Annotated in this window: 23 protein-coding genes; 8 read left to right on the top strand and 15 right to left on the bottom strand. The window is 55.4% G+C overall.

Annotated features, from left to right (window positions below; translation table 11 throughout):
- Window positions 1-9 precede the first annotated feature (9 nt).
- The 9 genes from sctC to QCD60_RS24475 form a co-directional block, all read right to left on the bottom strand.
- Window positions 10-2100, bottom strand: coding sequence for a type III secretion system outer membrane ring subunit SctC (sctC, locus tag QCD60_RS24435; RefSeq protein WP_279789330.1), 2091 nt, complete (start codon window positions 2098-2100; stop codon window positions 10-12).
- Window positions 2101-2205: 105 nt separating this feature from the next.
- Window positions 2206-2670 carry a hypothetical protein gene (locus QCD60_RS24440; RefSeq protein ID WP_279789331.1) on the bottom strand — a complete coding sequence of 155 codons (465 nt, stop codon included), beginning with the start codon at window positions 2668-2670 and terminating at the stop codon, window positions 2206-2208.
- A gap of 10 nt (window positions 2671-2680) precedes the next feature.
- On the bottom strand, window positions 2681-2902 hold the full coding sequence (locus tag QCD60_RS24445) for a serine kinase (RefSeq protein ID WP_104153981.1): 222 nt from the start codon (window positions 2900-2902) through the stop codon (window positions 2681-2683).
- A gap of 175 nt (window positions 2903-3077) precedes the next feature.
- The gene (sctL, locus tag QCD60_RS24450; RefSeq protein ID WP_279789335.1) at window positions 3078-3716 is read right to left on the bottom strand and encodes a type III secretion system stator protein SctL; all 639 of its coding nucleotides are present in this window, start codon (window positions 3714-3716) and stop codon (window positions 3078-3080) included.
- 60 nt (window positions 3717-3776) lie between these two features.
- A complete protein-coding gene (locus QCD60_RS24455; RefSeq protein WP_279789337.1) occupies window positions 3777-4385 on the bottom strand; it encodes a hypothetical protein in 609 nt (202 codons plus the stop codon).
- Window positions 4386-4427: 42 nt separating this feature from the next.
- Window positions 4428-5219, bottom strand: coding sequence for a type III secretion inner membrane ring lipoprotein SctJ (sctJ, locus tag QCD60_RS24460; protein WP_279789339.1), 792 nt, complete (start codon window positions 5217-5219; stop codon window positions 4428-4430).
- Between the two features lie 53 nt (window positions 5220-5272).
- Window positions 5273-5653: a type III secretion system inner rod subunit SctI gene (sctI, locus tag QCD60_RS24465; RefSeq protein WP_279789340.1), complete on the bottom strand. Its 381-nt coding sequence runs from the start codon at window positions 5651-5653 to the stop codon at window positions 5273-5275.
- Window positions 5654-5738: 85 nt separating this feature from the next.
- Complete coding sequence (locus QCD60_RS24470) at window positions 5739-6929, bottom strand: hypothetical protein (protein WP_279789342.1); 1191 nt, start codon at window positions 6927-6929, stop codon at window positions 5739-5741.
- A 144-nt stretch (window positions 6930-7073) separates the two neighbouring features.
- A complete protein-coding gene (locus QCD60_RS24475) occupies window positions 7074-7307 on the bottom strand; it encodes a hypothetical protein (protein WP_279789344.1) in 234 nt (77 codons plus the stop codon).
- A gap of 249 nt (window positions 7308-7556) precedes the next feature.
- Here QCD60_RS24475 and QCD60_RS24480 point away from each other — a divergent pair, with 249 nt between their 5' ends.
- From QCD60_RS24480 to QCD60_RS24490, 3 genes are all read left to right on the top strand, one after another.
- A complete protein-coding gene (locus QCD60_RS24480) occupies window positions 7557-8156 on the top strand; it encodes a hypothetical protein (protein WP_279789346.1) in 600 nt (199 codons plus the stop codon).
- Between the two features lie 247 nt (window positions 8157-8403).
- Entirely contained in the window at window positions 8404-10704 is a 2301-nt protein-coding gene (locus tag QCD60_RS24485) for a PAS domain S-box protein (protein WP_279789348.1), read from the top strand.
- Complete coding sequence (locus QCD60_RS24490) at window positions 10676-11311, top strand: response regulator transcription factor (protein ID WP_279789350.1); 636 nt, start codon at window positions 10676-10678, stop codon at window positions 11309-11311. The genes QCD60_RS24485 and QCD60_RS24490 overlap by 29 nt, the downstream gene beginning before the upstream one ends.
- 335 nt (window positions 11312-11646) lie before the next feature.
- On the opposite strand, the gene QCD60_RS24495 is transcribed toward QCD60_RS24490, so the two are convergent.
- Window positions 11647-12579 carry an IS5 family transposase gene (locus QCD60_RS24495; RefSeq protein WP_279781211.1) on the bottom strand — a complete coding sequence of 311 codons (933 nt, stop codon included), beginning with the start codon at window positions 12577-12579 and terminating at the stop codon, window positions 11647-11649.
- A 92-nt stretch (window positions 12580-12671) separates the two neighbouring features.
- Here QCD60_RS24495 and QCD60_RS24500 point away from each other — a divergent pair, with 92 nt between their 5' ends.
- Window positions 12672-13592, top strand: coding sequence for a hypothetical protein (locus QCD60_RS24500; RefSeq protein ID WP_279789352.1), 921 nt, complete (start codon window positions 12672-12674; stop codon window positions 13590-13592).
- A 281-nt stretch (window positions 13593-13873) separates the two neighbouring features.
- The gene (locus QCD60_RS24505) at window positions 13874-14251 is read left to right on the top strand and encodes a hypothetical protein (RefSeq protein WP_279789353.1); all 378 of its coding nucleotides are present in this window, start codon (window positions 13874-13876) and stop codon (window positions 14249-14251) included.
- Between the two features lie 315 nt (window positions 14252-14566).
- Here the strand turns inward: QCD60_RS24505 and QCD60_RS24510 are convergent, their stop codons facing one another.
- The 5 genes from QCD60_RS24510 to QCD60_RS24530 all read right to left on the bottom strand — a co-directional run bounded on the left by QCD60_RS24510 (window position 14567) and on the right by QCD60_RS24530 (window position 20068).
- Complete coding sequence (locus QCD60_RS24510) at window positions 14567-15037, bottom strand: pseudoazurin (RefSeq protein WP_279789355.1); 471 nt, start codon at window positions 15035-15037, stop codon at window positions 14567-14569.
- Window positions 15038-15047: 10 nt separating this feature from the next.
- On the bottom strand, window positions 15048-15884 hold the full coding sequence (locus QCD60_RS24515; RefSeq protein WP_279789356.1) for an ABC transporter ATP-binding protein: 837 nt from the start codon (window positions 15882-15884) through the stop codon (window positions 15048-15050).
- A 1-nt stretch (window position 15885) separates the two neighbouring features.
- Complete coding sequence (locus QCD60_RS24520; RefSeq protein ID WP_279789358.1) at window positions 15886-16938, bottom strand: iron ABC transporter permease; 1053 nt, start codon at window positions 16936-16938, stop codon at window positions 15886-15888.
- A 26-nt stretch (window positions 16939-16964) separates the two neighbouring features.
- On the bottom strand, window positions 16965-18080 hold the full coding sequence (locus QCD60_RS24525; protein ID WP_347950256.1) for an ABC transporter substrate-binding protein: 1116 nt from the start codon (window positions 18078-18080) through the stop codon (window positions 16965-16967).
- 245 nt (window positions 18081-18325) lie between these two features.
- Complete coding sequence (locus QCD60_RS24530; RefSeq protein ID WP_279789360.1) at window positions 18326-20068, bottom strand: GGDEF domain-containing protein; 1743 nt, start codon at window positions 20066-20068, stop codon at window positions 18326-18328.
- A 165-nt stretch (window positions 20069-20233) separates the two neighbouring features.
- On the opposite strand from QCD60_RS24530, the gene sctW reads away from it, so the two are divergent.
- The 3 genes from sctW (at window position 20234) to sctV (ending at window position 24166) form a co-directional block, all read left to right on the top strand.
- The gene (sctW, locus tag QCD60_RS24535) at window positions 20234-21361 is read left to right on the top strand and encodes a type III secretion system gatekeeper subunit SctW (RefSeq protein WP_279789362.1); all 1128 of its coding nucleotides are present in this window, start codon (window positions 20234-20236) and stop codon (window positions 21359-21361) included.
- A gap of 32 nt (window positions 21362-21393) precedes the next feature.
- Window positions 21394-22017, top strand: a complete 624-nt coding sequence (locus QCD60_RS24540; protein ID WP_279789364.1) for a GNAT family N-acetyltransferase — start codon at window positions 21394-21396, stop codon at window positions 22015-22017.
- Window positions 22018-22078: 61 nt separating this feature from the next.
- Window positions 22079-24166 (top strand): type III secretion system export apparatus subunit SctV, encoded by a 2088-nt coding sequence (gene sctV, locus QCD60_RS24545; RefSeq protein ID WP_279789366.1) that lies wholly within the window; start codon window positions 22079-22081, stop codon window positions 24164-24166.
- Window positions 24167-24168 lie beyond the last annotated feature (2 nt).

The raw sequence follows: 24168 nt of genomic DNA on the forward strand, positions 1-24168 counted from the left end.
ATGTGCTCCTCAAGGTGTGATGGACTGGTTAGATGATGCCGCGGGCTCAATCAGGGAAGGCCGTTGCAGACGAGCAGGATCAGGAATTCTGACCGCCACCATGACCTCCGCCTGCTGCCAGGGCTTCAGTGCTGCGCCTGGCAATATGGCAACAGCCAGCGTCTCCCGGCTGTCACAACTGGCCTCATCAAATCGACGGCTCTCAGCACTGTTATTGCGCACCGCTCCGATCACCACAGCAAAGCGGTCATTGGCGTACCACTGCACTTTGTCCTTGAGGAACAGCATATTTTCCGCATGACAAATCTGCTCCGGGCCATAGACCGCGACAGGCGGCGCAGCCTGAAAACCCTTGGGCACGTAATGGTCAGCAAAGGCACTCAGGGCATCCTCCACCTCGCCACGGGTGACATGATGCTGCGCACTGCTGCTGCGCTCCTTCTGTTTACGCAGCGCCTGATCCACTTCGTGACGATTCTCATCGGAGACATACTTGATCGGATTGACCTCCGTACCGACCAGACGCGGCGTGATGATAAACAGCCGCTCGCGGTTGGAATGGCTGGTACTTTTGTACTTGAACAGACCACCCACCCCCGGCAGATCGCCCAGCAGCGGAATCTTGCTGTTCTGGTTCTGGCTTTGCTCGACATTAAAACCGCCCACTACCAGTGAGCGCTCAGCACGAATCACCGCCTGAGTGCTGATGGTGCCGCGATTGACGCTGGGCGTGGTGCTGCCATCTGACTGCTCAATACTGCCGTCTTCAATATCCAGTGACAGCTGAATCAGTCGCTGCGGGCCATCACCGATGGAGCGTGGTATCACCTGCAGGCTGGTGCCCGCGGTGACGGGGGTGATATTGGCCACCCGCTCACCGATGGCGGTGATATAAGCGGTATCGTTGAAATCAATAACGGCTGGCTGGTTCTCGATGGTCAGAATCGACGGATTGGCAATCAGTGACGCATCGCCTTTGCTTTCCAGCGCACGAATCTGTGTGAAGAAGTGGCCGAAATCCTGAATCAGGACCGTGGCGGAAGAACCACTGGCAATAAAAGGGTCTACGCCGGAGGCATTGAACGTCGCTTCTGTGCTGCCACTGCCGATTCGCCAGTTAATGCCCAGCTCTGCGACTTTACTGCGATCAATATCCAGAATGATGGCATCGATCTCGATTACGCTGCGCGGCTGATCCAGCTTGTCGATCAGCGCCTGATACATCGGCTCCTTTTCCGGATCATCCTGAATCAGCACCGCGTTATTACGAATATCGGCACTGACTTTTGAACCGCCTTTCTTGCGATTGTTCTGCAGTTTCTGGTTGATTTCTTCCTGCGTCAGGCTGCGGTTGTCGACACCATTCTGAATACGGGTGGTGGCCTGCTCCTGCATGGCATCCAGTGCATTGAGGCTGCTCTGCATGGTCATGTCGGCGGTATTGAAGCCCAGCGGGACTTCATTGCCACCCTTTTTCTCCAGCAGGCCACTGAGCATGGACGCCACGCCGGGTACCACGATGGACTGCCCGCGATACTTGATGGAGCGGTCATCGGCCAAGGCATATTTCAGCGGGAAGACCATGACCTCCAGTTTGTCGTCGCCTTTCTTTTTCTTCTTGCTGAGCTCCTTGACGAACTCTACATACTGCTGAGGGCCAGAAACGATCACCACCCCTTCGTCGGGCAGCTCACCCCAGCCAAAGCGCTCATCCAGCAAACCCACATGGGTCAGTGCGTCCTTGAGATCAGAGACCGCATCTTCCGATACATCAAGGCTGATCGAAGTCTGCTCATCCTGCGGGCTGACGTACAGCGTGCCGTTATAGACAAACCACAGGAACTGATGCTCCAGTGCCAGCCTGTCCAGATACTCCTCAGCATTGTTCGCACGTAGTTTTCCATCCACCGTGCCAGAAACATTCCCCATATCCAGCTTGACCCCAAAGGTACGGGCAAAGTCTGATAGTGCCAGCTCCAGCGGCGTATTCTGCGCATCATAGGCAAAGGCGGTGGTTTTCCAGGCAGCTGGAACCGCTGCATACAATGAACCGCCGTACAGCAGGCCGAGCAAAGCCAGAATCATGGTAATTCGACGCATAACACCCTCATGTTATTCGCACTGTTCATCGTTCCCGCAGGGTAGAGAAAGCTCAACCAAGTCGATACCGACTCAGCCGCAGGTGCTGCTTGTAGTTGTTTTTGTTTAACGGAAGCCTCGTAACTGCTGAGACAAAGAAAGGGGCAGGACACTGGAGCTACGCGACACAACACTCTGGTTGCGACGGCTTCGATGACGTGACTGATGGCTGGTCAGCATGTCATTCCACACCTCGGCCTGATTGGCGAGCTGTTCCACTACACTCAGCACCTCGGCACTGTCCTGCTGAGCGGATTCGCCTTGGCAGGCAACCCACTTCACCAGAACACACTGCCCATCGTCCGGATTCAGTGCCAGAGCCCCGATAAAACGTCCAAGACCCGCGGACGCCAGCTGCAACAACAAGCGGGGGTTGAAACTGGCATCGTGCAGGGACATGCCAAACTCGAATGCACAGCCAACTCCCCCGTGCTGCTTACTCAGGACACAGCTGAAACGATCAATATCCAGTCGCAGTTGCTGGTCTGACGCTGCCAGCCAGCGGGCGATACCTTCCCTGGTCTCCTGCATGGCAGGCACCTCAACGAATCTCGTTGATGATCGCTTTGGCCAGACTGTGCTTGACCTGCAGCTCCTGATTCACTGCCCAGCTGGCCGTGGCGTTCTGCCGCATGGCCGAGTTAAAGGCATAGATATCATCCAGCGATGCGCCATCCAGATTGGTGGCAATGTCATCCATGTTTTTCTGACTGCGCTCGAACTGAGTGTCGAGGCGATGACGGACGGAATCTACCGAAGACATAGGAACCTCCCATTGACATGTAATCAGTAACCTATGGGTGGTTCGCTATGCCTGAAGGTTCCCGGCACAAATCAAGAGAGGCGGTAAAGGGCGATTAGACGATAAAGCGGGGAAAGTCAGGCAGCATCATGCCAGACTAACAGCGAAGGTATGGCACTGACGTCCTTAGATAAAATCAATAGTCTTCAGCCGGGGACGTCAGCGTACTGTTCAGTTGTTCACAGATGGCTGACCAGGAGCAGCGGAACACACCGGCGTCAGTTTCCAGAATGACGCTGTCATCTGCAACAAAGGGGTCAGCTTCCAGCTGCCAGTGACGCAACCCCTGCTGCTGCAACGCCTGTTCAAGCACAGGTTGCAGCGCCGTGGTACAGCGCAGCACGGCGGGCACAACCTGCCGTTGCGTAGCCACCAGCTGGCGTACCAGACTCTGCCCTCGCAGCTCCGCTGGCATCTCTCCCAGTACCGCCTGCAATGCACGCTGCACCAGTTGTTCGGCAACCTGCTCTACCCCGTCCCATAATTCATCACGCTGTTGCTGCAAGCTTTGCAGCAATCCGTTCGCCTCCTGCCAAACCTCCTCCTGTGCCTGTGCCCGAGCCTGCTCTGCCAGCACATCGGCCTGCGCCCGGGCCTCGTTCAACAGGCTCTCAGCCTGCTGCTCCGCCTGCTCCAGCAACAATGCAGCCTGCTGCCCGGCAAGCGCAGTGATCTGCTCTACCGTAGTACATAGCTGTAACTGCCGGGCAGTAATGACGGGCAGTAATGCGAGATCTTCAGCGCCCTGCAGGGAGATCCGTCGTCTAACGAACATCGGGGCTTTCACTCCTGAAGGTAGGTGGTAGAGATAGAGGTAAGCGTGCAATGCAGGCGATCAACCGCCATTGCCAATCTCCTCCGCCTGACTATTGGCGATTCGCCACATCACCGCATGCCATAACTGATTGAGACGATTGGCAGGCACGGGCTCCAGGCCCAGATGCTGCAATGCCTCCACCCACTCACAAGGAAAGCACAGTCGTGCCCGGCTCCAGGTAGCGACAGACATCCACTGCTGCAGTAATGCCAGCCCCACCTGCTCGCCGGGCAGGTGCGGATGCTGGGCTACCGACCAGTTGCCCGGCATCAGTGCCTTGGCCAGATGCCGGCACCAGCTGACATCAGAAGGCGATATGCCATGGGCACCGGACTGGCGGACTGCCACTTCCGCCGCCAGATTGAGCACCTGCCGTCGCTGCTCGTGGGACAACACCACCCATTGCAGCAACACGTCGCCCGGCATGGAGGGAGCTTCGTCAGCAAGGTCTAACATCTGCCGTAATTGCGTACCGTCCAGATGCTGCCAGAGCGGGTGCGCCAGCCCTCTGCCAGGACCATGAAGGCTGGCCGGTATGGACACCGCTACCCAGGAGTCATGCATCTGTTGCCAGGGTTGCTGCCAGAATTGCAACCAGGTCAACAACTGCTCAGCAGTAGCCGCCATGCAACGATTACCGGATTACAGGATAGCAGGAAGGAAAGCAGCTCATCGTCCGGGAGCCTTTACCGTTGCACCAAGACCTATGCGCCCCAGCACGGCATTGCGCCATTCCGGCTTCAGCCACAAACACAGGGCAATAAGTATCAGCAGAAAAAACAACGCCCCGGTGATCAGGCTCCACTGCCAGAAGCGCAACGACTCTACTGGCACCAGAAACGGACCAAAACTGACCAGCCGTTGCTGCTCGTGATATTCCTCAGCCGGAACAAACACCACCGCCAGTTTGTCTTCCTTGTCGGTAAGACCGGGAATACTGCTTCGTACCAGACGCTCAACGCGGGGGCGAATAACATCAGGATCAAGATCAGCCCGATGCTTGATAAACACGGCGGCCGAAGCAGGCTGTACAGGCTCTCCCGGCGCGACCCGCTCAGGCAGCACCACATGCACACGGGCGACAAGCACGCCATCAATCTGCGACAGCGTCGACTCCAGCTCCTGTGACAGGGCGTAGATATAACGTGCACGCTCCTCCAGCGGAGAGGAAATCACGCCTTCCTTACGGAACACCTCGCCCATATTTTCGCGGGACTTACGCGGTAATCCGGCAGCATCCAGAATGCGCACTGCACGCGCCATGTCCTGCCCATCAACGATAACCGTGACACCTTCCTTGGTGATCGTTTTGTCCGCCTCGATATGCTTCGATGCCAGCTCAGCGATCACCTCGTTGGCATCCGCTTCAGTCAGATTGCGGTTCAGCTCCACCTGCTCCTGGCAGCCAGCCAGCAACGCCAGCACGCCCGTCAGTAAAACCACCATCAGGTAGTGCCCCATACCCTCTCCCGCTCTACTGCTCAGTACTGCTTTAACACTCACCTGCCGAGGCCTTACTGCAGACTGGTGAGTTTTTCTATTGCCTGCGAACCTTTGCTGATCAGCTTGGTGGTCAGCAGACTTTCCAGATAGAAGGAAGATAACGAACGGTTGGCGGCAATGACGTCTTCCGGGTTGGAAGATTTGGACGCTTTGCGTAACGCCTTGTTAGCCTTGTCTGACAGTTCCTGCAAATGTTCTGAGGAACCGGAAAGCTGATCAACAATACGCTCAGCTACATTGGTATTGCTCTGATCCTGCTGGGGAGCCTGCATCGCCGCACTGAAAAAATGCACGTCCTGCTGAGAAGGCGCCTTTACTTTGCCTTGCTCACCCGACTCTGCAGCGGAAGGGATATTGACCTGACCAAGCCCCTGAATATCTTTAACTGACATAAACACCTCCTGCCCACACTATCGACGGCAATGAATAAAGGCGGACGATCTCCCGGTGATCATCCGCCTTCAGCACATCGCCAGATCACGCAGCTACTTTGTGCATAGCCTCATTGACCAGTGAGTTGGCCAGCAACATCGCATCCATATCCAATTGCTGGTTGCCGGTACTCTTACCATCCATCACACCTTTGACATCACCCATAGCCTGCTTGAAGCGATCCATTTCGCCCTGATTGAAGTCCTTACCTTTTTCTATACGACCAGCCCAGCCACCATTTTTGGGCTCAGGGCCGTATTTTTCAGGGTGCTGATCCATGTACTTGGCAATATCCTTGGCCATGTCCTTGTCTTCTTTGCTGATGGAGAAGCGATCTCCACCATTTTCCTTCTCTTCATTCTTACGGTGGCCGGTTTTTTCAAAGTCGATACTATCGACTGCGGTCTTACCGACATGACTTGCGAAATTACCACCAGTGGTAAATCCAGACTGCATAGAAGGACTCATATTGCCCAGCGTACTGCCACCAAAACCCGTGCCCACTGGCGAAGCACTGCCGAAGCCCGCACCACCAAATCCGCTGGTACCGCCGAAGCCACCGGTACCACCAAAGCCACCTGTACCGCCAAAACCGCCAAGACCACCGGAACCGCCGCCCAGGCTATTTCCCAAGCCGCCAATCTGACTACCCAGGCCACTTACTGTGCCACCGATAGCCGAACCCAGCGCATCTCCCAGCGCGCCACCAATCATGCTGCCACCCAGACCACCCATGGCACCGCCAGCGAGACTGCCAGCCATACCACCCAGCCCACTGATAGCATTGCCGACACCACTCACCAGGTTGCCTACCCCGCCAAGTACCTGCTGCAAGCCACCGCCCAGCACACTGGACAACGCATCTTTCAGACCTTTGGAAAAGTCCTGTAATTCGTTTTTATCCAGATAGTTGTCTTCATGCATCTCATCCTGCCAGTTGTTGACATTTCCAGTGGCATTCTGAGGGCTACCGTAGTTCGATTTGTGCTGATCCATAAATTTGGCAATCAGATCCATCAAAGGATTGTTGCCTGGATTATTGAAGGTGGCGCCGTCGCCTTTTTTCTGAAACAGCGCCTGCATCAGCGCGTCAGCCAGCATGTCCACCAGTGCATTGGTGCCGCCGCCATTCTGTGTACCTGATTGTGGTGCTGTAGCGCCTTTACTGGCACCGCTTTGCAGCAAACCACCGGCATTATCAAGAGGAATACTGATGGTCAGGGTTGCATTAATCATTCACTTTTCTCCTTGAAAGTCGGCAGATAGCAACCACGACCAGTGAGCTTCGGGAAACTATCTCCGGAGCAGAACCACGAATGGCAGGAGCCACCACAAACGTCCAGACCGGACTCCTGCCATCCCTGGGAATCAAAAACGATCTTAGTAGTTGATCGCCTTGCCGCTCTGTGTCGCGGCGTTGTTAGCTTTGTTGGCAGAGTCTACATAGCCGTTCATGATGCTGTTGATAGTGTCAGTCTTCATTTTCTTAGACTGCGCTTCTGCGTTCATTTTGGTGGTCTCTGCTGAAGTTTTATCCAGCATTTGCAGAGCATCCTGAGAAGCCTGCAGACCTGCACCACCGAGACCACCGAGACCACCGAGAGAAGAACTCATAATTTTCACCTTTTAGTCAGAAGAATGTGTTCTGGTTTTCGGACACGCTGATGCATGTCTCGCTGGTTAAGTGGTGGCCTCCCACGTCCGGTTCCGACAATTTCTTTACTTTTTATTGACTGATGCTCAGTACAAAAAATAGCCGGAACTGGACTCATCCCCTCCCCACTCAGCTTCGGCAGACCCACGTTGCAGCGGATATGCCGCAGACGACATCGTCGAAGAACGCAGCACCAGAGGAGATCAATAATGACTATTTCAACCAGCTGCCATGGAGGCTCTTTACCTCCACAACAGCCAGTGAGCGATAACCGGAATCAGGCATCAGGCAGTGGAAAACGACTGGAAATCACACTGAGCATCACCATAGATGACGACCCGCGCACCGCTCAGGGCAACGGATCCCACAGCGGGCACGGGAGTAAAACCGGCGGCAATCTTTTTGATGCTCAGGGTAATCCACTGGCATTCAACGATGGCCATCTGTATGGCGGGCAAGGCGGAGGGACTGGCCACAGCCCGGGCCAGTTCCAGAATACCGCCCCCCAGGGCAACACCAGCGGTAATGGCAATACGCAAGGCAATAGCGGTACTGGCGGCACGGGCAATAACGACTTCGACAGCATTAATCGCGATCTGGAACAGCGCAATCAGCGCATGTTGCAGGCCAATCTTGAAGCAATGGAACTGATGGACCGCACCATTGCCGAGACAGCCGTGCAGGCCAGCATTGCTCAGTCACAGAAGTTAGTAGTCGACACCAAAAATGCCATTTCGAATGGCTATGTGGACTCAGCCAACAAGGCTAATAATGCCAATACCCAGAGTGGCAAAGGCATTAATTTCTGACTATATGCACCTCGCTGTATACGGCCAGCATCAACGCTGGCCGTTTGCACTTTCATGGCAAGGTCACCTCAGCCACTTTCGGCAAAAAACTGTCGCACATGCGACCAATTGTCATACTTCACTGCCAGCCTGCGTCCTCGTCAGATCGTTGCCTCTGGCGCCAAACCAGTCAATCAAGTAACTTAACCGTTTTATTAGCAGTGCTAATACGCTGTTTTCTGAGGTTTATAACGGGCAAGTCTTTACGATGGAAAACCTTAGTGCACTCGTCTTCCCGAACATCAATGCCGAAACCCTGCTACAGGAAAACAGCCTGCTGCGTGCTCTGATCGAGTCCACTCGCGATCCTGCCATTTTCGTTACCGACCCGGATCAGGGCTATCGGTTTATTCTGGTCAACGAAGCGGTTTGCCGGCATTTTGGGGTAAGCCGGGAAACCGTGCTGACCTGGAGCCCGGCCGATATCGACCCTCATTACGACCCCAACCAGTTACTGCAGCTGGAAAACTATCTGGCGCTTCACAAGACCCACACCTTTGAGTCTGAGCATGCGTTGCCGGACGGGCGCCATGTCCCCGTCGAGATCATCGTCAATTACTTCGAGCACAATGGTAAAAGCCTGATCGTGGGTTACTTCCGTGATATTTCCGAACGCCGTCAGGAGGAACGCCGTCGCCGGGCCGAGCATGTCCTGCAGCAGCGATTCAGAATCGAGCAACAGTACAAACAGGTTTTCGATAACCTGACTGATGATTTCTATCTGCTCGATATCACTCCCGAACGCCGCCTGCTGATTGTCGATATCAATAAAATCTCAGCCCAGCGACTGGGTTTACCCGCCGAGCAGATCGTCGGACGCTATCTCGATACCTTTCTCCCGCCGGAGAAGGTTGCCAGCTGCTACTCACAAAAACTCATCTGTACCGACACCGGCCAGCCCTATCACTACGAAGAAAATGTGCTACTTAACGGAACCGCATGCATCTTCGACACCACCATAGTTCCTATCTTTAATGATCAGGGCGAGGTGTACCGGATTGCCGGTATATCCCGCGATATAACCGAGAAGAAACGACAGGAAATGGAGAAATTGCTCAGGGAACAGGAATTCAGAGCCCTGGTAGAGCATTCGCGTGATGTGGTGATCCGTTATGACACCGAGTGTCGCAGAACCTACGCCAATCCGGCTTACCTGAAGATCGCTCATGCCAGCCAGATGGAAGAGGTGCTGTACAAGACACCACTGGAAGGCTCAGTGATCGAGCACAACGATCAGGCGCTGTACGACAAGATCAAGAACGTTGTGAACTCCGGCACCGCGCAGGAGCTGGATATCATCTGGACCGATGACGGCATGGAATATTGCTATGAAGCCCATCTGATCCCCGAATTCGACAGCCATCAGCAGGTATGCAGTGTGTTGTGTATTGGTCGCGACTACTCCCAGCGTCGCCATGCCGAGCTGGCGCTGCAAAAGCGCGAACAGGAATTCCGTACGCTGGTGGAGAACTCCCCCGACACAATCTGCCGTCACGAACTCAATGGCCGCCGTATCTACATCAACCCCAAGATCATCAAGATGTCGGGCGGCCTGTCGCGGGTCATCATCAACTCTTCCCCGCTGGAATATCCCGGTGGCGAAGAAGGCCTGATGTATCACAACAAGATCAAGGAAGTGATCTGCAGCGGCGAGAGCCTCGAATTTGAACTGAACTGGATGTCGAGCAAAGGCCCGGCCTGCTCGCTGATCAATCTGGTGCCTGAACGCGGCACTGATGGTCGTATCAACAGCGTGCTGGCCATTGGTCGCGACATCACCCTGCTCAAGCGCTTTCGTCAGGATCTGGAGCATTCACGCAGCCAGCTGCGAGAACTGGTCGCTCATCGCGAACGTACCCGCGAAGGCGAGCGTAAACATATTGCCCGTGAAGTACATGACGAGCTTGGCCAGCAGCTCACCGCCCTGAGCATGGAAATTCAGAGCATGAGTGTGCGCTACGGCAAATCTGACGAAGCCTTCATGCAACAACTGGGGCGTATCCGCAAACAGCTGCAGCACACCATATCCTTTACCCGCAATCTGGTGTCACGCCTGCGCCCCGGCGCGCTGGATATGGGATTTATTGCCGCACTGGAGTGGCTGGTAGAAGACTTCAAACAACGTAATCGCAACTGCGAATGCCGCCTGACGCTGAATTGCGCTGACGTCAATCTGCCTGAAGACATCGCCACCGCGGTGTTTCGTATAGTGCAGGAATCACTGACGAACATTATTCGCCATGCCAATGCCAGTCAGGTGCATATCCTGCTGCACGAGCTCGACTCTCATCTGCTGCTGGGCATCCGTGACAATGGTTGTGGATTCGACAGTAAACGTCAGCACAAAGAATCCTTCGGTCTGATGGGTATCAAGGAGCGAGCCATCATGATCCGCGGAGAGCTCTATCTGTTTAGCGCCCCCAGTAAGGGCACCTATATAGAACTCCATATTCCCCTTGGTAACACCAGAAGAGGCATCGATGAAGATTCGCTTGTTGATTGCAGATGACCACTCGATTGTTCGTGAGGGACTGAAACAACTGCTGGCACTGTATGACGATATTGAGCTGATGGCAGAAGCCGTCGACGGTGACCATCTGCTGACCATTCTGGAACAGCAGCAGCCAGATATACTGACACTGGACATATTGATGCCCGGACTAAGTGGCATTCCGCTGATTGAAACCATCGCCAAACGCTACCCTGATCTGCCAATCCTGATACTCAGCATGCATAACGAGACACAGATCGCCCGCCGCACCATTCGCGCCGGTGCGCGCGGCTATCTCAGTAAAGACTGTGATGCCAATACCCTGATTGCCGGGATTCGCAAGCTAGCTCAGGGCGGACGCTATATCCAGTCTGACGTGGCCGAAAAGCTGGCCTTCGACTTTGACGAAGCCATCGATACCCCCAAGCACGACAGCCTGTCAAAGCGGGAGTTTCATATTTTTTGCCTGCTGGCACGCGGCCTCAGCGTCAATGAGATCGCTGAGGAGCTGTGCATCAGCAACAAAACGGTCAGCACTCATAAGTTCCGATTGATGCAGAAAATGAGCTTTACCAGCCATACCGAAATTGTGCGCTATGCCCTCGCCCACAACCTGATCAAGTAGCCACAGCCCCCATGCGCAGCCGGTTGAGCAGCACCAGGCCCTCACCGGCACATTGCCCGGAACCGTTTCCGGTTATCCCCCTACTGTTATTACTGTCCGCATTTGCGTAATTGCTGCGCATTTTCACCCTTCCCCCGTTCCGGGTGGGAACCCCAGCCAGGTGCCTACCACTCATTCAGCGGAATGGCGCGGAGCTACCTCTTATCTCGCAGCACCTCAGACCAACGACCGTGACAAGGGTCGCTCCCTACCATCATCTATCCCGGACCTTCATGCAGGGCGGCTTTGTTGCATAAATAGGCTTCAGCATACAAAGCCCCTTTCCCCAGACGAATTTATGCCATACGTACCGTCACCGGTGTTCCAAGCGACGTGAAGCGGTTCAGAATGGCGGCTCGCACCTGTAGTTCGGCCACCTGACGGTCGAAATCCTTCGCCATGATCCGCTCACCCAGTCGCTTGAAACACCGCATCTTGGTTTCTACCAGACTACGCCGATGGTAACCGCTCCACCTTTTCCAGAGCCCTTGCCCCAGATAACGCGTCACCCGCAAAATCGCGTTACGGGCCTTCGCTCCCGCTCGGCTCTCCTTCCACGGCCTCCCATTCCTGCGCGTGGGAATCACCGCTTCCGCCTCTCGCTGAGCGATCGCCTCATGACAGTCTCGGGTGTCGTAGGCACCATCACCGCTGACGGAGGCGATCTTTTCCTCCGCCGGAATCTGACTCAGTAACTTTGGCAGCATCGGGGCGTCACCCACGGTGTTGTCGGTGACCTCAATGGCCCGAATTTCCAGCGTCTGCGCATCAATACCTATATGCACTTTACGCCACTGGCGGCGGTAGTCTGCACCGTGTTTTTTCGTTTTCCACTCGCCTTCACCCAGCATTTTGATCCCTGTGCTATCAATCAGGAGATGCAGCCCCGACGTACTGGGGCGGTAAGGAATCACCACCTGTAGCGACTTCTGACGTCGGCATACCGTGCTGTAGTCCGGCGCAGGCCAGTTCAGTCCCGCCAGGCGGAGTAGACTTTGCACCATGCCCACCGCCTGACGCAGGGCCAGGCCGAACAGGTTTTTGATCGTCAGGCAGAACTGAATGGCCGCCTCGCTGAAGCGCTGCGTACGCCCTCGCTGGCCGCGCGGTGTTCCGTGCCAGGTCATGTTTCTGTCCAGCCAGATCATCAATGCCCCACGCGCTTTGAGCGCGGCGTTGTAGGACTTCCAGTTCGTTGTTTTGTACTTCGGGGAGGTAGGCTTGTTCATGCCTTCATTCTACAACACGGGAGCCTGTTCCGATTTGTGCAACAAAGCCATGCAGGGCCGGACATTTGATTACGCACAGGAAGGGAAACGTTATGTCCACGATGAGCATACAGTCCAACTCCATTGGCGGCTTCAGCCCGCTGGGTAATTCCGATTTTTCGTCAGGTCTTGGCCAGAATGGTCAGAGTCAGGGTCTGCAAGGTTCAGGTCAGGGCGGCAACGGCCTGGAAAAGCTGGTCGAGCTGTTGGTCAAGGCGCTGATTCAGATGGCGCAGGGTCAGGGTGCCCAGGGCGGACAATCCGGTGGTCAGGGCGGCGGTCAGAATGGCGGGCTGGGTAATTCGCAAGGTGGTCAGGGCTCAGAGCTGGGCGACATGCTCAAGGAGCTCATGGACAAGATGCAGAAAAACGGCGGCACTGATCAGGCCAACGGTCAGGGCGGCTCCGGCAACGGTGGCAGCAGCAATGGCGGTTCAGACGGTCAGATGAATATGGAAGACCTGATGAAGATGCTGCTGATGGCCATGATGCAAATGATGATGAACGGCGGCCAGGGTGGAAACAACTCCGGCATGGGCGGCGGCCAGGGTGGAGGTCAGGGCGGTGTCGGTGGTATTGGCTCTGGTGGTGGCATGGGAGGCGGTTCCGGCGGTGTCGGCGGCAACAGCGGTCTGGGGGGAGCGGGTGGACTGGGCGGTGGAAACAGCCTGGGTGGTGCCAGTGGTTTGGGAGGCATGAGCTCGGAAGACCTCGGCAAAAGTCTGGTCGACATCGGTAACTCACTCATGAAAGGCGCCGGCGAAGGCTCACTCAGCAACGCCATTTCTCCCACTCAGGATGGCGGCGGTCAGGTTATGGACTTGCTCAAGGACCTGCTGAAGCTGGTTGCCAAAATGATGGACAACAACTCCGGCACCTTTGGTCAGGCCGGTGGCGGTATGGGGGGTGGTCTTGGCGGAACCGGTGGCGGTCAGAACAACCCAAGTATTGAGCTGTCGATTCAGATGAGTTGATTTTGCCTCAATACACACGGGCAACCTGAATGCGCTCAGGTTGCCCCCTGTCGCCGGGATCATCTGACATTTCTCCATACCGGTTTGTTGACTGAGCAAGGGCATCACTGTGGTTTGACACTTTCTTTCAGCACCTGCCTGCAGGCATCCGCAGGTTTCAGTTACCGACCGGCTTAAACCCATATATCTGAAGTACCGACGGCACGAGCCAACCTATTCACTATCACCGTAAACCACCCTGTTATTTACCTTTTCAGCAGGGATCGTCAGAGGACAACACAATGAGCAACACCGATCTGCTGAGTTTTGACAACAGCGCCACAGGCACCAGCACTTCAATCGACAACACTTCCACCAGCACGCCAGACTCCTGGCAGGAATTGCTCGACAAGGGCGATGGCTACCTCACTCCTGCTCAACGTGCAGCCTTCGAGGCCGCCATTGCCATGGTGATCGAACGCTTGCAGATTACTCTGGGCAAAGCACCTACGGCGGCAGAACAGGCAGACCGATTCGACTTCTCGCGTTACATCGGCGAAATGGAGGAGCGCTTTGTGAATGACGCCAAAGGGCTGGATGAATTACAGCAGGATGCAGCACTGACGGCTGCACGGGTGATTGAACACATCGCCGATATCATCAGCGGGCGTAAGAACTAAGTACAGTCTGACCGGGGCGGAATCTCCTGCCCCAGTCTCTGGAAGGTGCATGTCTGAACGTATTCACTACTTGAGCAGGCTGTTGAGAAACGTTATCGAGGCAGCGAGACAAAGAAATACCCCGAGGGCACAAGCAACAGGCGAAAGAGCGGAGTTTAGTGAACTCAATGAGCATTTGACTCGCTCCGCTCGCCCCTTCGGGGCCGTGCTAAAGCACGTTCAGCCTTTGGCTGTGAGCCTGTTTTTGACGCGGTATTCGGCAACGCAGATAGATTTTCAACGACCTGTCAGAATGAAGATAGTATCCAGCAGCCGCTATTTTGGTGGCTCTACCTGCTGCCACAACTGATCAAGTCGCTTCCCTTCCATCACCAGTTTAGAGCGCAACCGCGGTAGCTCGGCCTCGACCCTGGCATAGTTACTCGCCTCTCCAACCTGAATCACACCTACCATCGCCATCATTAAATGGGGAGGGCAATAGTAGACATAGACACCCTGTTGTTGCAGCGTCACGCTGTAGTCTTCGCCATCAGCAGAAGCCCAGTTCTCTGCTCCTTCCGGCACCTGGTATGACTTCACACTATGGCCACTGTTAGTGGCCACAAAGTGCACGGTATCACCCGGCTGTACCTGAAGAAAAGCAGGCTCAAATACCATGGACCCCTGCTCACCAAAGTTCAGCATTTGCACCCGGTATTCGCGAGCACTGGCTGCCTGTGGCAGCAACATCAGCACCCATACCAGCCACGTTAGCCGTCTTAACCCTATGCTCAAACCTGCCTGCATCGACTTATCCTTATCCCTGTCCATCGTATCGTTGGGTACGTAAAGGAATCACCTTGGTACTGCAACCCGTCTCTTCAGGCCAGGCATGTCGCAATGTACGCACAAAGGGGCAACCCTGATGGTCATGACTGACTTCCGCCTTGACCCGGTACACTGTTTCGATCAGTTGTTGTGTCATTATCTTCTCTGGCGCTCCTGCCCCGGCCAGCCCGCCCTGATACAGCACGATCAGCTGATCGGCATACTGTGCGGCCAGATTGAGATCATGCAATACCATCAGAGTGATCCAGCTGCGTGCCCTTGTCTGCTCACGCAGCCGCTCAAGCAAGACGTGCTGATAATGCAAATCAAGGGCACTGACCGGCTCATCCAACATCAATACTCGGGGCTGGCGCAGCAGTACCTGAGCAAACAACACCATCTGGCGCTGTCCACCGCTCAGGGTAGCTACATCGCGATCAGCAAGGTGCAACAGGCCAACATTCTCCAATGCCAGCAATGCCTGCTGCAGACTATGCTCATCAACTGCCAGCCGCAGATGATCCAAACGCCCCAGCACCACCACCTCCAGCACTGACAGGGAAACATCCAGCCGGCTATCCTGCGGCATATAGCCAAAGCGCCGACGCCAGAGGGCCAAAGGCATAGAGGACAGTTCATCACCATCCAGAACAATCCGACCACGATCTGGCCGCAATTCACCAAACAGAGCACGCAGCAAAGAGCTTTTACCCGTTCCGTTAGGCCCGACGATAACATTGATCTGTCCCGCGCCGAGTTTAAGATCCAGCTCCTGCGCCAGTACCTGCTTGCCCTGCGTTAGTCCCAGGCGAAATATTTCAAGCATGTCAGCGCTTCCTTGTCAGGATCAGCCAGAAAAAGAACGGCACTCCAACTACGGCGGTTACAATGCCCACCGGGAACAGCGCACCTGGCACCAGACTTTTTGACAGAATGGAGGCTGCCGACAGCAAAAGTGCTCCCGCCAGAAACGACAGGGGTAAGAAGAAGCGCTGATCCTCACCTGCCAGCATGCGAGCAATATTGGGAGCAACCAGCCCGATAAAACCGATAATCCCAACAAAACTGGTAGCGGTAGCCGTCATCACCGCCACAACAATGAGCGTTTTCAGACGCAGGCGATTCACATCCACTCCCAAGCTGCGCGCACGCGCTTCTCCTAGGCGCAACGCGGTTAGTTTCCATGCATCAAGCAGCAGGAGCACGACACATAGCAAAGTCACTGCGGTAGTAATGGCCAGATTCGTCCAGGTCGCTTTCGACAAACTACCAAACAGCCAGAACAGAATCTGCTGGCTCAACTCCGGCGAGGAAACAAACTGCACCAGTGACAACAGTGACTGGAACAGGAACAGCAGGGCAATACCGGCCAGGATTAACTGCTCAGGGCCGATATGGCGCAACATCGCCAGCGCGAACAACAATCCAGCGGCCAGCATGCAGAACAGGAAGGCTCCCAATGGTACGGCCAGATGCGGATCAAGGCCAAAACCGCCACAGTACAGCATCAGCGCAGCACCCAGCCCGGCTGCGGCAGCCATACCCAGGGTATAGGGACTCGCCATGGGGTTGTTGAGCAGGGTTTGCATTTCAGCCCCCCCGACACCCAAGGCTCCGCCTACAACTAAGGCCATCAACGCAATGGGAAGACGCAGATCCATAACGATGGCACGGGTCATGGTATCCACCTCGACCTCCATACCAACAGCCTGCAGCAGAGCCTCCACCACTGCCGATGGCGACAGCAGTGACGGCCCGGTAGCAATATCAAGCACAACACAGATAAATAGCAGCACCGCACAGACCAACAGCAAACGCCAACGCCGTCCTTCACGACGGCGTTGGCTTTGCATGGCGGATGCCAGAGAAGATTCTTGCATCAGCTTATATTCCAGTCACAGGTACTTCACTCAGCCAGCGAGGCGGTGAAGGTACCCTGCGGTTGAACTGGCAGATACTTCTTATAGAAGTCGAGATAGTTCTGCTCGGGGTTCAGGTCAGCAAATAAATCAGGATAAAGCGCTTTGGCCAGGAACTGCACCATGCTGGCATCGAGAATGGTGCGGGAGGCACCCTGATAAACAGCGTATACACGTTTATTTTTAACCGCAGGCAATTCGCTCCAGCCAGCACGTTGGGTAAAGCCCTGCAAACGTTCAACAGCCGTGGCACGCTCAACGCCCTGTCCCATCAGCATTGCGGTTGCACTTTTACCTGACTCCGTACCAGAGAACACCACCACCTCAGGTTTAGAAGCCAACACCTGCTCCGGGTTAATAGGCCCCCACCATTCCACATAGGGTGCAGCGATATTGTCTCCCCCGGCCATGGTTGCCATAGCACCCCACATGTTTTTGCCATAAGTGAAGCTGTATTCGGCAGGCCCTTTGTTGCCAAACTCAACATAGATGCGGGGTTTGGGTTTGTTAGCAGCCTTAACACGCTGCTGAATCTGCACAATGGCCTGCTGATAGTCTCCGGCTATCTGTTCAGCACGAGCCTGCTGTCCAGTCAGCTCACCAATAATGCGGGTACTGGCCACGTGCCGCTCAACGGTCTGCGCGTTGTAGTCAACCACGACCACCGGCACCTTTGCCTGTTCAAGGCGGTCCACATCGAGCCCAAGCCCCTTGTATTGCCAGTCAGCAAGAACCACCACGTCTGGCTTCAGCGCCAGCACCTTCTCCACAGAGAAAGTCTGCGCCTCTACCTCACCCACATCAGGGATATCTTTCAGGCCGGGACGATGCTGGGTATACAGTGCCCAACTGGCAGGACGCCAGCCTTCCCATGTCTCCCGTGACAACCCCACCACATGGTCAAAGGCCTGTTCGCTGCCGATAGCCATGTAATCTTCAGCATAAAACCCCAGTACTACGCGCTTAGCGGGTAGCTCCACCTCGACCTTCCGGCCCAATACGTCCTCGATAGTCGCTGCTGCAGCCTGCGCCGCCGCTGCCATCGCACCAGCCGCCAGCACCAGACTGGCTAACCACTTGTTGTTTAATTGCTTGGTGAACATCTGAACCGTCCCTTCACAGATGGTCTGCATGGTCTGGCCATACTCGACACAGTGTGGATATTTTCGCCCTGAGATACCTGTTGCCTTGTCAACATGATGATTGACACAGCAATTTAATAGGAATCAATCGCATTACGGTTGCGCATTCTACACAAAGGAAGGTTTGTTAAAATTATTTTCACAAGGAAACGGTATGTGGAAATTTAGTTTTAATTTTTTGTGAACAATGTGAAGTGTAGTCATCTTCAGACTTTTTCTATCAGCGTTGCAGCCACCACGCAGTTACGGCCGTTCGCCTTGGCCTGATACAGCGCCCGATCTGCCTCGGCAAACAGGTCATGCCAGGTACGCAGATCGGCGCGCTTCATTGCTACGCCGGCACTGGTTGTCACAGTCAGCGACACGCCTTTCAGCAGGTCGATGGGAATACTGGCAATGACCAGTCGCAATACATCGGCCAGCTTCAATAAGGTATCTTCACCGGCGTCATCACAGAGAATGGCAAACTCTTCTCCACCGTAACGGGCCAGCGTCATGGAGGCCGGAACACGCTGACGAAGGCGCTGGGCAACTTCCTTCAGCACCTCATCCCCCGCCAGATGGCCATGATCGTCATTGACCCGTTTGAAGTAATCGATATCCAGCAGTATCAGCCCCACACGTTCGTCCATGGTGTAGTCGGCCAGCCGGCGCCCGGCAATCTCCAGCGTCCGGCGATTGAATAACCCGGTGAGCGGATCCGTTTCTGCCTGCACCTTGAGCATGGCGTTGAAGGCCGCCCGCTCTGCTTCTGCTCGCGCCCTGACCTTTAACTCCTGACGCAAAATATCCAGTGCCACATAGAGCTGGCGAATTTCTCCCCGATAGCTGCGCGGAATAGCTGCTGGCTCCTTAAGCTCACCTCTTGCCAGCGCAAGCAGCTCATTTTTGGCACGCAGCAACGGCAGCAACACGGTACGGTTCAGGCGCCAGAGCACTAGCAGCAAGATCACCGTCACCACAACAGAAATGACAGCTGACGTCAGCAGATGCCCTAATGCCACTTCAGTGGCAGCAATGACATCACGCTGACTGAGCAGCATCACCCGATCACGATAGCGCTCCAGCATGTGCAGATTGGGCACATAGGTATCGGTGAACTCACGGGCTGTCATGGAGTAGCGCCCTGCCACCAGCCCCTCGGTCGTCAACTTGTCGACCATGGCCAGCGCAGTCTGCAGACCATTGCGCAGTTGTTCGCGGTTGATGCCGTAACGTTGTGAGCCACCCTGATACGGCTTGATCAGCACATCGACCTGCTCGGTAAGCTGACTGATACGCCCCTTCAGGTGAAAGATGGTCCATTGCCGCTGCTGATCAATGGCACTGCCACTATTCAGTGGGACAATCAACGCCGATCCAAGCCGACCGTAATAATCACGCAGCTCTGTCATCACTCGCGCCGTGAGAATAGCCTGAGCCAGATGAGCATTGCGCTGCAGGATTGCGGTCTGCAGCTCATTGATAGGTGGTCGAAGTACATTGATCACGCCGAACATGGCCTCGATCGCCGACTGAATGGCCATCGGCTGACGCTGACTGGGGGTTATCGTAGCAACTTCATCCACTCGTGCTCGCGCCACCGTCAGATTGTGACGTGCGTACTGAAACTGTTCGGCCAGACCAAACCGGTAAGACTGCTCACGCAGCCCTACCTCTAACTGATCAAAAGCCAGATTGGTCTCCCGCCGGGACTGATCCAGCTGCAACTGACCTTCCGCCTGCTGACCTGCAGCAGTAAGGCGGTTATTGGCCGGGCCTCGCTCTGCAGACACCGCATTGAATGCCAGCATCGCCGAGTGAAAGTCAGCGAGATCAAGTCTGCTCAGCTCCAGATCGCGCCAGCGCTGCCATTGCTGGAACAACAGCTCACCGCTAAGCACCAGCAACCCCACCAGAATCACTGCGCTGCCCAGCCAGAATTTTTGCCCAACCTTCAGCGTCAACATGGTATGCCCACCCAGCAACAGCCTCATCACCTTGCGAAGAAGGCCCAGAAGTGAGTGGCCGTTATACGCTTACTGGTTGCATATCGCAGCAACAAAATCTCTCAGCCCGCACAACCCGGGGAACTCAGCCTGAGGGATGACCACCCACACTGACAGAACCTTGCAATGGCAGATCATCCTATGAACATGAGCATCACCCCCACGCCCGATGCCACTACACTGGATAGCACTTTCTACACCCCACCGGTGACCCCCTCTACCCCGGCAGAAAAGGTTGATCTGAAAAGCATTGCTGAAGATGCACTGGCAGACTCCATGGAAGAAATTTCCATGAAGTTCAGCGAAAGCGTGGAACGCCATAGCAAGTCACTGGAAGAACGCTCAGTGAAGCCACGGACGTTACTGCGCATTGAAAAACTGGAAGCGCTTTACACCCTGCTGAACAGCCACGCCGACAGCAGACTGGATGAGGAGGTTCGCAAGCTGCTGGCCATGGGACAGCAGAAGTTCTCGCTGGATCAGTTGCTGGATCTGGTAGGAGGCGACCCTGCCAAGGCGGAAGTACTGGCCCAACATGCCATGCACCGTGCCAAAGCACAGGGCAACGGCACACTGCTCAATAACCTCCAGCAAGTCGTGCAGTCACTGCACAGCGAGCATGGTGCGGAAGTGCAGGCGGGCATCAATACCGCAGAAGCACTGGCGATGTTCAGCCAGGACCCGCAACAACGGCAAAACATACGCAGCCTTTATTACCGCAACATTGTGGGTCAGGCATCACTGGCTGCAATTTTCGATGCCCTGCTCAGCCAGTTTGATGAGCATCATTTCAGCCAGGGCATCCACACGCTGATGCGCGCCATGGATGATGATCTGCGCTCACAATTCCCCTCGCTCCCTGTCAATCAGCTGCGCGTATTACTGCGTGACCTGACAGCCAGTCAGCAGCTGAGCAATATTCTTAACGGCAGCCGTGAGCTGCTCAACAAAATGGCGGCCAAACACATGGCCCGACAAATGAGCCCGGCCCGCCTGACCCGCCGACTGGTGGAGTTTACCCAGTCAAATATTTACCCAAGGGAAATCAAAACCCTGAGTGATGACACCGTGGGCCAGTCGCCGCTGCATCACCTGCAGTTTCTCAACGCGCTGTATCCCCTTATCCAGCAAATGCCGCTGGCCATCTGGAAAGATGGCAAGTCGCGTCAGGGCACTCTCAACCTGATGCTGCGAATGATGACCGAATATGCACACTTCGAACGCCAGCAGCTGGCAGCTCAGCAACAAGCGTAGCAGCCGACATCATCTCACTGAACGATACTGACATGTCCGACAGCCGAATCAGCACCGCCCGCCCTGTATCACCAAGCCCCCTTCGCACTCTGGCACGACTGCGGAATGCCAGTGACAGTGATCTCGCCTTCGCCTCCAGTCTTACACGCGCGAATATGCACCGCTATTACAGTCTGGCCGGAGTGACATGGAGTGAGGAGCTGTTCCTTCACTACTGGCAGCAGACCTATAACAGCATGGTGGTCGTTGCCAGTGATGACGAGCGTTTCGCCCGGTTACCGCCCGGTATTGCGCTGCAGCCCTTTGCCCTTGGCGACAGCAATGAAGTTCGAATCGGACTGGTGCGACTGCATTTCAACGTGCATTCCGCCTTTCTGTGGGACCTGCAGCTTTCCCCTTTTGCGCAGGGTCAGGGGCTGGGAGTGCTGCTGCTGGAGCGGGTACTCCATACCTGCAGTCAGGCAGGCTGCCGCTCGATGGCACTGGATGTGTACAAGAACAATCCTGCATTACAGCTCTATCAACGCTATGGCTTCGTGACCGAATGCGAGACGGAATTCGAGCTGAAGCTGTCGCGTCCGCTACCCTACAGCGCGGAACCACAGCCAGCACCTCACCACTCAGAAGCTGTACGGCACCACACCACATTGGCCTGATCCGTACATCGCCCTGCACCCATCCGGTCTCAGCCTGCGCTGAACACTTGTGGACTCGTTGATGAACCAGTTATTTCTGCTGTTGAATCGCATCGCCATCAGTGCGATGAAACGCTCCGAAGTCGTCGGTGCCACCTTCGTCATCGCCATCGTATTCATGATGATCATCCCACTGCCCACCGGGCTGGTGGACGTACTCATTGCCATCAACATCAGTCTGTCATCCCTGCTGATTGCTTTGTCCATGTACCTCCCCGGACCACTGGCATTCTCTTCATTTCCCGCAGTGCTGCTGCTGACCACCATGTTCCGGCTGGCACTGTCCATCTCCACTACCCGTTTGATTCTGCTGGAGCAGGATGCGGGCCATATCGTTGAAGCCTTCGGTAACTTCGTAGTGGGTGGCAACCTAGCAGTAGGTCTGGTCATCTTTCTGATTTTGACGGTGGTGAACTTTCTGGTTATTACCAAGGGTTCTGAGCGTGTGGCGGAAGTGGCTGCGCGTTTCACACTGGATGCCATGCCCGGCAAACAGATGTCCATCGACAGCGACCTGCGTGCAGGTCTGATCGACGCCCGTGACGCGCGCTTTCGTCGGGAACAGCTGGGTAAGGAAAGTCAGCTGTTTGGTGCCATGGACGGGGCCATGAAATTCGTTAAAGGGGATGCCATTGCCGGGTTGGTGATTGTCTCGATCAACCTGATCGGCGGCTTTGCCGTCGGCACCCTGCAACACGACATGACGGCAGCTGAGTCCATGCACCTGTACTCGGTGCTGACCATCGGTGATGGCCTGATAGCACAGATTCCTGCGCTGCTGATCTCCCTGACAGCCGGCATGATCATTACCCGCGTGGCGCCGGATGCTCAGGATCTGGACGCGAACATCGGCCGCGAGATGGCCGAACAGATTACCAGCCAGCCCAAAGCATGGATCATTGCCTCCTTCGGCATGCTTGGCTTTGCCCTGCTGCCGGGTATGCCCACCACCATTTTTATCATTCTCGCCAGCCTGTCACTGGCCAGTGGCATCTTCCAGCTGTTCAAAGCAAAACGCATTCAGCAAATGCGCGAAGCCAATCGTGTTTCAGCGGATACACCGCCAGAGATGAATGGCGATGAAGACATACGCCGATTCAATCCTGCCCGTGCTTATATGCTGCAGTTCCACCCCTGCCGCAGCATGCCGAACGACCCTTTTACCGTCGAACTGATCCGTCTGTCGCGCCGCTGTCGTAACCGCATCGTCAACCAGTACGGCATTACCCTACCCTCCTTCGACATCGACTATAACGAAGAGCTGGCAGAGGACGAGTTCCGCTTCTGTGTCTACGAAGTCCCCACACTAAAAGCAACATATGCACCGGATCGTGTAGCTATTGATCGTAGTCTGTTGTCTGAACAGCAGCAGGTGGAAGGAGAAGAAGGTCGGCTGGAGCGCGAGGAAGAACGCTGGTTCTGGTTCCCCGCCAGTCACCCTCTGGCACGGGAAACCGAGCTGAATCCCATTACACCTGCCACGCTGGTGATAGAACGTCTGGAGCGTTTGTTTTTTGCTACCGGGCCTCAGTTTATCGGCCTGCAGGAAGCCAAGGCCATTCTCAGCTGGGTAGAAGCTGAGCAGCCTGAACTGGCGCAGGAGCTGCAACGCGTGGTACCGACATCACGCTTTGCTGCCGTATTGCAGCGACTGGCAGCGGAAAGCATTCCGCTGCGTGCTATCCGGCCTATTGCTGAAGCCCTGATCGAGCACGGTCAGTACGAGCGCGATGTGGGTGCCCTGACGGACTTTATCCGCATCAGCCTTAAAGCCCAGATATGCCATCAGTACAGCACGCAGACGGGTATGCATGTGTGGCTGCTGACGCCGGAAACCGAAGAGCTGCTGCGCGACTCGCTGCGTCAGACCCAGACCGAATCGTTCTTTGCCCTGTCACAGGAGGCCAGCCATATGCTGGTGCAGCAGCTACGTGAAGCCTTTCCGGTACTCGCCACGCCCAAACCCATCCTGCTGGTAGCACAGGATCTGCGCCGGATTCTGCGTAACCTGCTGCAGGATGAATTCAACCACGTCCCCGTACTGTCGTTTTCTGAGCTGCAAAGCACTTCACAAGTCAACGTACTGGGACGTATCTCACTTGAAGCCTGAAG

This window comes from Pokkaliibacter sp. MBI-7, assembly GCF_029846635.1.
GTDB lineage: Bacteria > Pseudomonadota > Gammaproteobacteria > Pseudomonadales > Balneatricaceae > Pokkaliibacter.

Excerpts from the sequence above, each read along its gene's own strand:
- sctC (WP_279789330.1), bottom strand. The coding sequence starts at position 2,100 with ATGCGTCGAATTACCATGATTCTGGCTTTGCTCGGCCTGCTGTACGGC.
- QCD60_RS24440 (WP_279789331.1), bottom strand. The coding sequence starts at position 2,670 with ATGCAGGAGACCAGGGAAGGTATCGCCCGCTGGCTGGCAGCGTCAGAC.
- QCD60_RS24445 (WP_104153981.1), bottom strand. The coding sequence starts at position 2,902 with ATGTCTTCGGTAGATTCCGTCCGTCATCGCCTCGACACTCAGTTCGAG.
- sctL (WP_279789335.1), bottom strand. The coding sequence starts at position 3,716 with ATGTTCGTTAGACGACGGATCTCCCTGCAGGGCGCTGAAGATCTCGCA.
- QCD60_RS24455 (WP_279789337.1), bottom strand. The coding sequence starts at position 4,385 with ATGGCGGCTACTGCTGAGCAGTTGTTGACCTGGTTGCAATTCTGGCAG.
- sctJ (WP_279789339.1), bottom strand. The coding sequence starts at position 5,219 with ATGGGGCACTACCTGATGGTGGTTTTACTGACGGGCGTGCTGGCGTTG.
- sctI (WP_279789340.1), bottom strand. The coding sequence starts at position 5,653 with ATGTCAGTTAAAGATATTCAGGGGCTTGGTCAGGTCAATATCCCTTCC.
- QCD60_RS24470 (WP_279789342.1), bottom strand. The coding sequence starts at position 6,929 with ATGATTAATGCAACCCTGACCATCAGTATTCCTCTTGATAATGCCGGT.
- QCD60_RS24475 (WP_279789344.1), bottom strand. The coding sequence starts at position 7,307 with ATGAGTTCTTCTCTCGGTGGTCTCGGTGGTCTCGGTGGTGCAGGTCTG.
- QCD60_RS24480 (WP_279789346.1), top strand. The coding sequence starts at position 7,557 with ATGACTATTTCAACCAGCTGCCATGGAGGCTCTTTACCTCCACAACAG.
- QCD60_RS24485 (WP_279789348.1), top strand. The coding sequence starts at position 8,404 with ATGGAAAACCTTAGTGCACTCGTCTTCCCGAACATCAATGCCGAAACC.
- QCD60_RS24490 (WP_279789350.1), top strand. The coding sequence starts at position 10,676 with ATGAAGATTCGCTTGTTGATTGCAGATGACCACTCGATTGTTCGTGAG.
- QCD60_RS24495 (WP_279781211.1), bottom strand. The coding sequence starts at position 12,579 with ATGAACAAGCCTACCTCCCCGAAGTACAAAACAACGAACTGGAAGTCC.
- QCD60_RS24500 (WP_279789352.1), top strand. The coding sequence starts at position 12,672 with ATGTCCACGATGAGCATACAGTCCAACTCCATTGGCGGCTTCAGCCCG.
- QCD60_RS24505 (WP_279789353.1), top strand. The coding sequence starts at position 13,874 with ATGAGCAACACCGATCTGCTGAGTTTTGACAACAGCGCCACAGGCACC.
- QCD60_RS24510 (WP_279789355.1), bottom strand. The coding sequence starts at position 15,037 with ATGCAGGCAGGTTTGAGCATAGGGTTAAGACGGCTAACGTGGCTGGTA.
- QCD60_RS24515 (WP_279789356.1), bottom strand. The coding sequence starts at position 15,884 with ATGCTTGAAATATTTCGCCTGGGACTAACGCAGGGCAAGCAGGTACTG.
- QCD60_RS24520 (WP_279789358.1), bottom strand. The coding sequence starts at position 16,938 with ATGCAAGAATCTTCTCTGGCATCCGCCATGCAAAGCCAACGCCGTCGT.
- QCD60_RS24525 (WP_347950256.1), bottom strand. The coding sequence starts at position 18,080 with ATGTTCACCAAGCAATTAAACAACAAGTGGTTAGCCAGTCTGGTGCTG.
- QCD60_RS24530 (WP_279789360.1), bottom strand. The coding sequence starts at position 20,068 with ATGTTGACGCTGAAGGTTGGGCAAAAATTCTGGCTGGGCAGCGCAGTG.
- sctW (WP_279789362.1), top strand. The coding sequence starts at position 20,234 with ATGGCAGATCATCCTATGAACATGAGCATCACCCCCACGCCCGATGCC.
- QCD60_RS24540 (WP_279789364.1), top strand. The coding sequence starts at position 21,394 with ATGTCCGACAGCCGAATCAGCACCGCCCGCCCTGTATCACCAAGCCCC.
- sctV (WP_279789366.1), top strand. The coding sequence starts at position 22,079 with ATGAACCAGTTATTTCTGCTGTTGAATCGCATCGCCATCAGTGCGATG.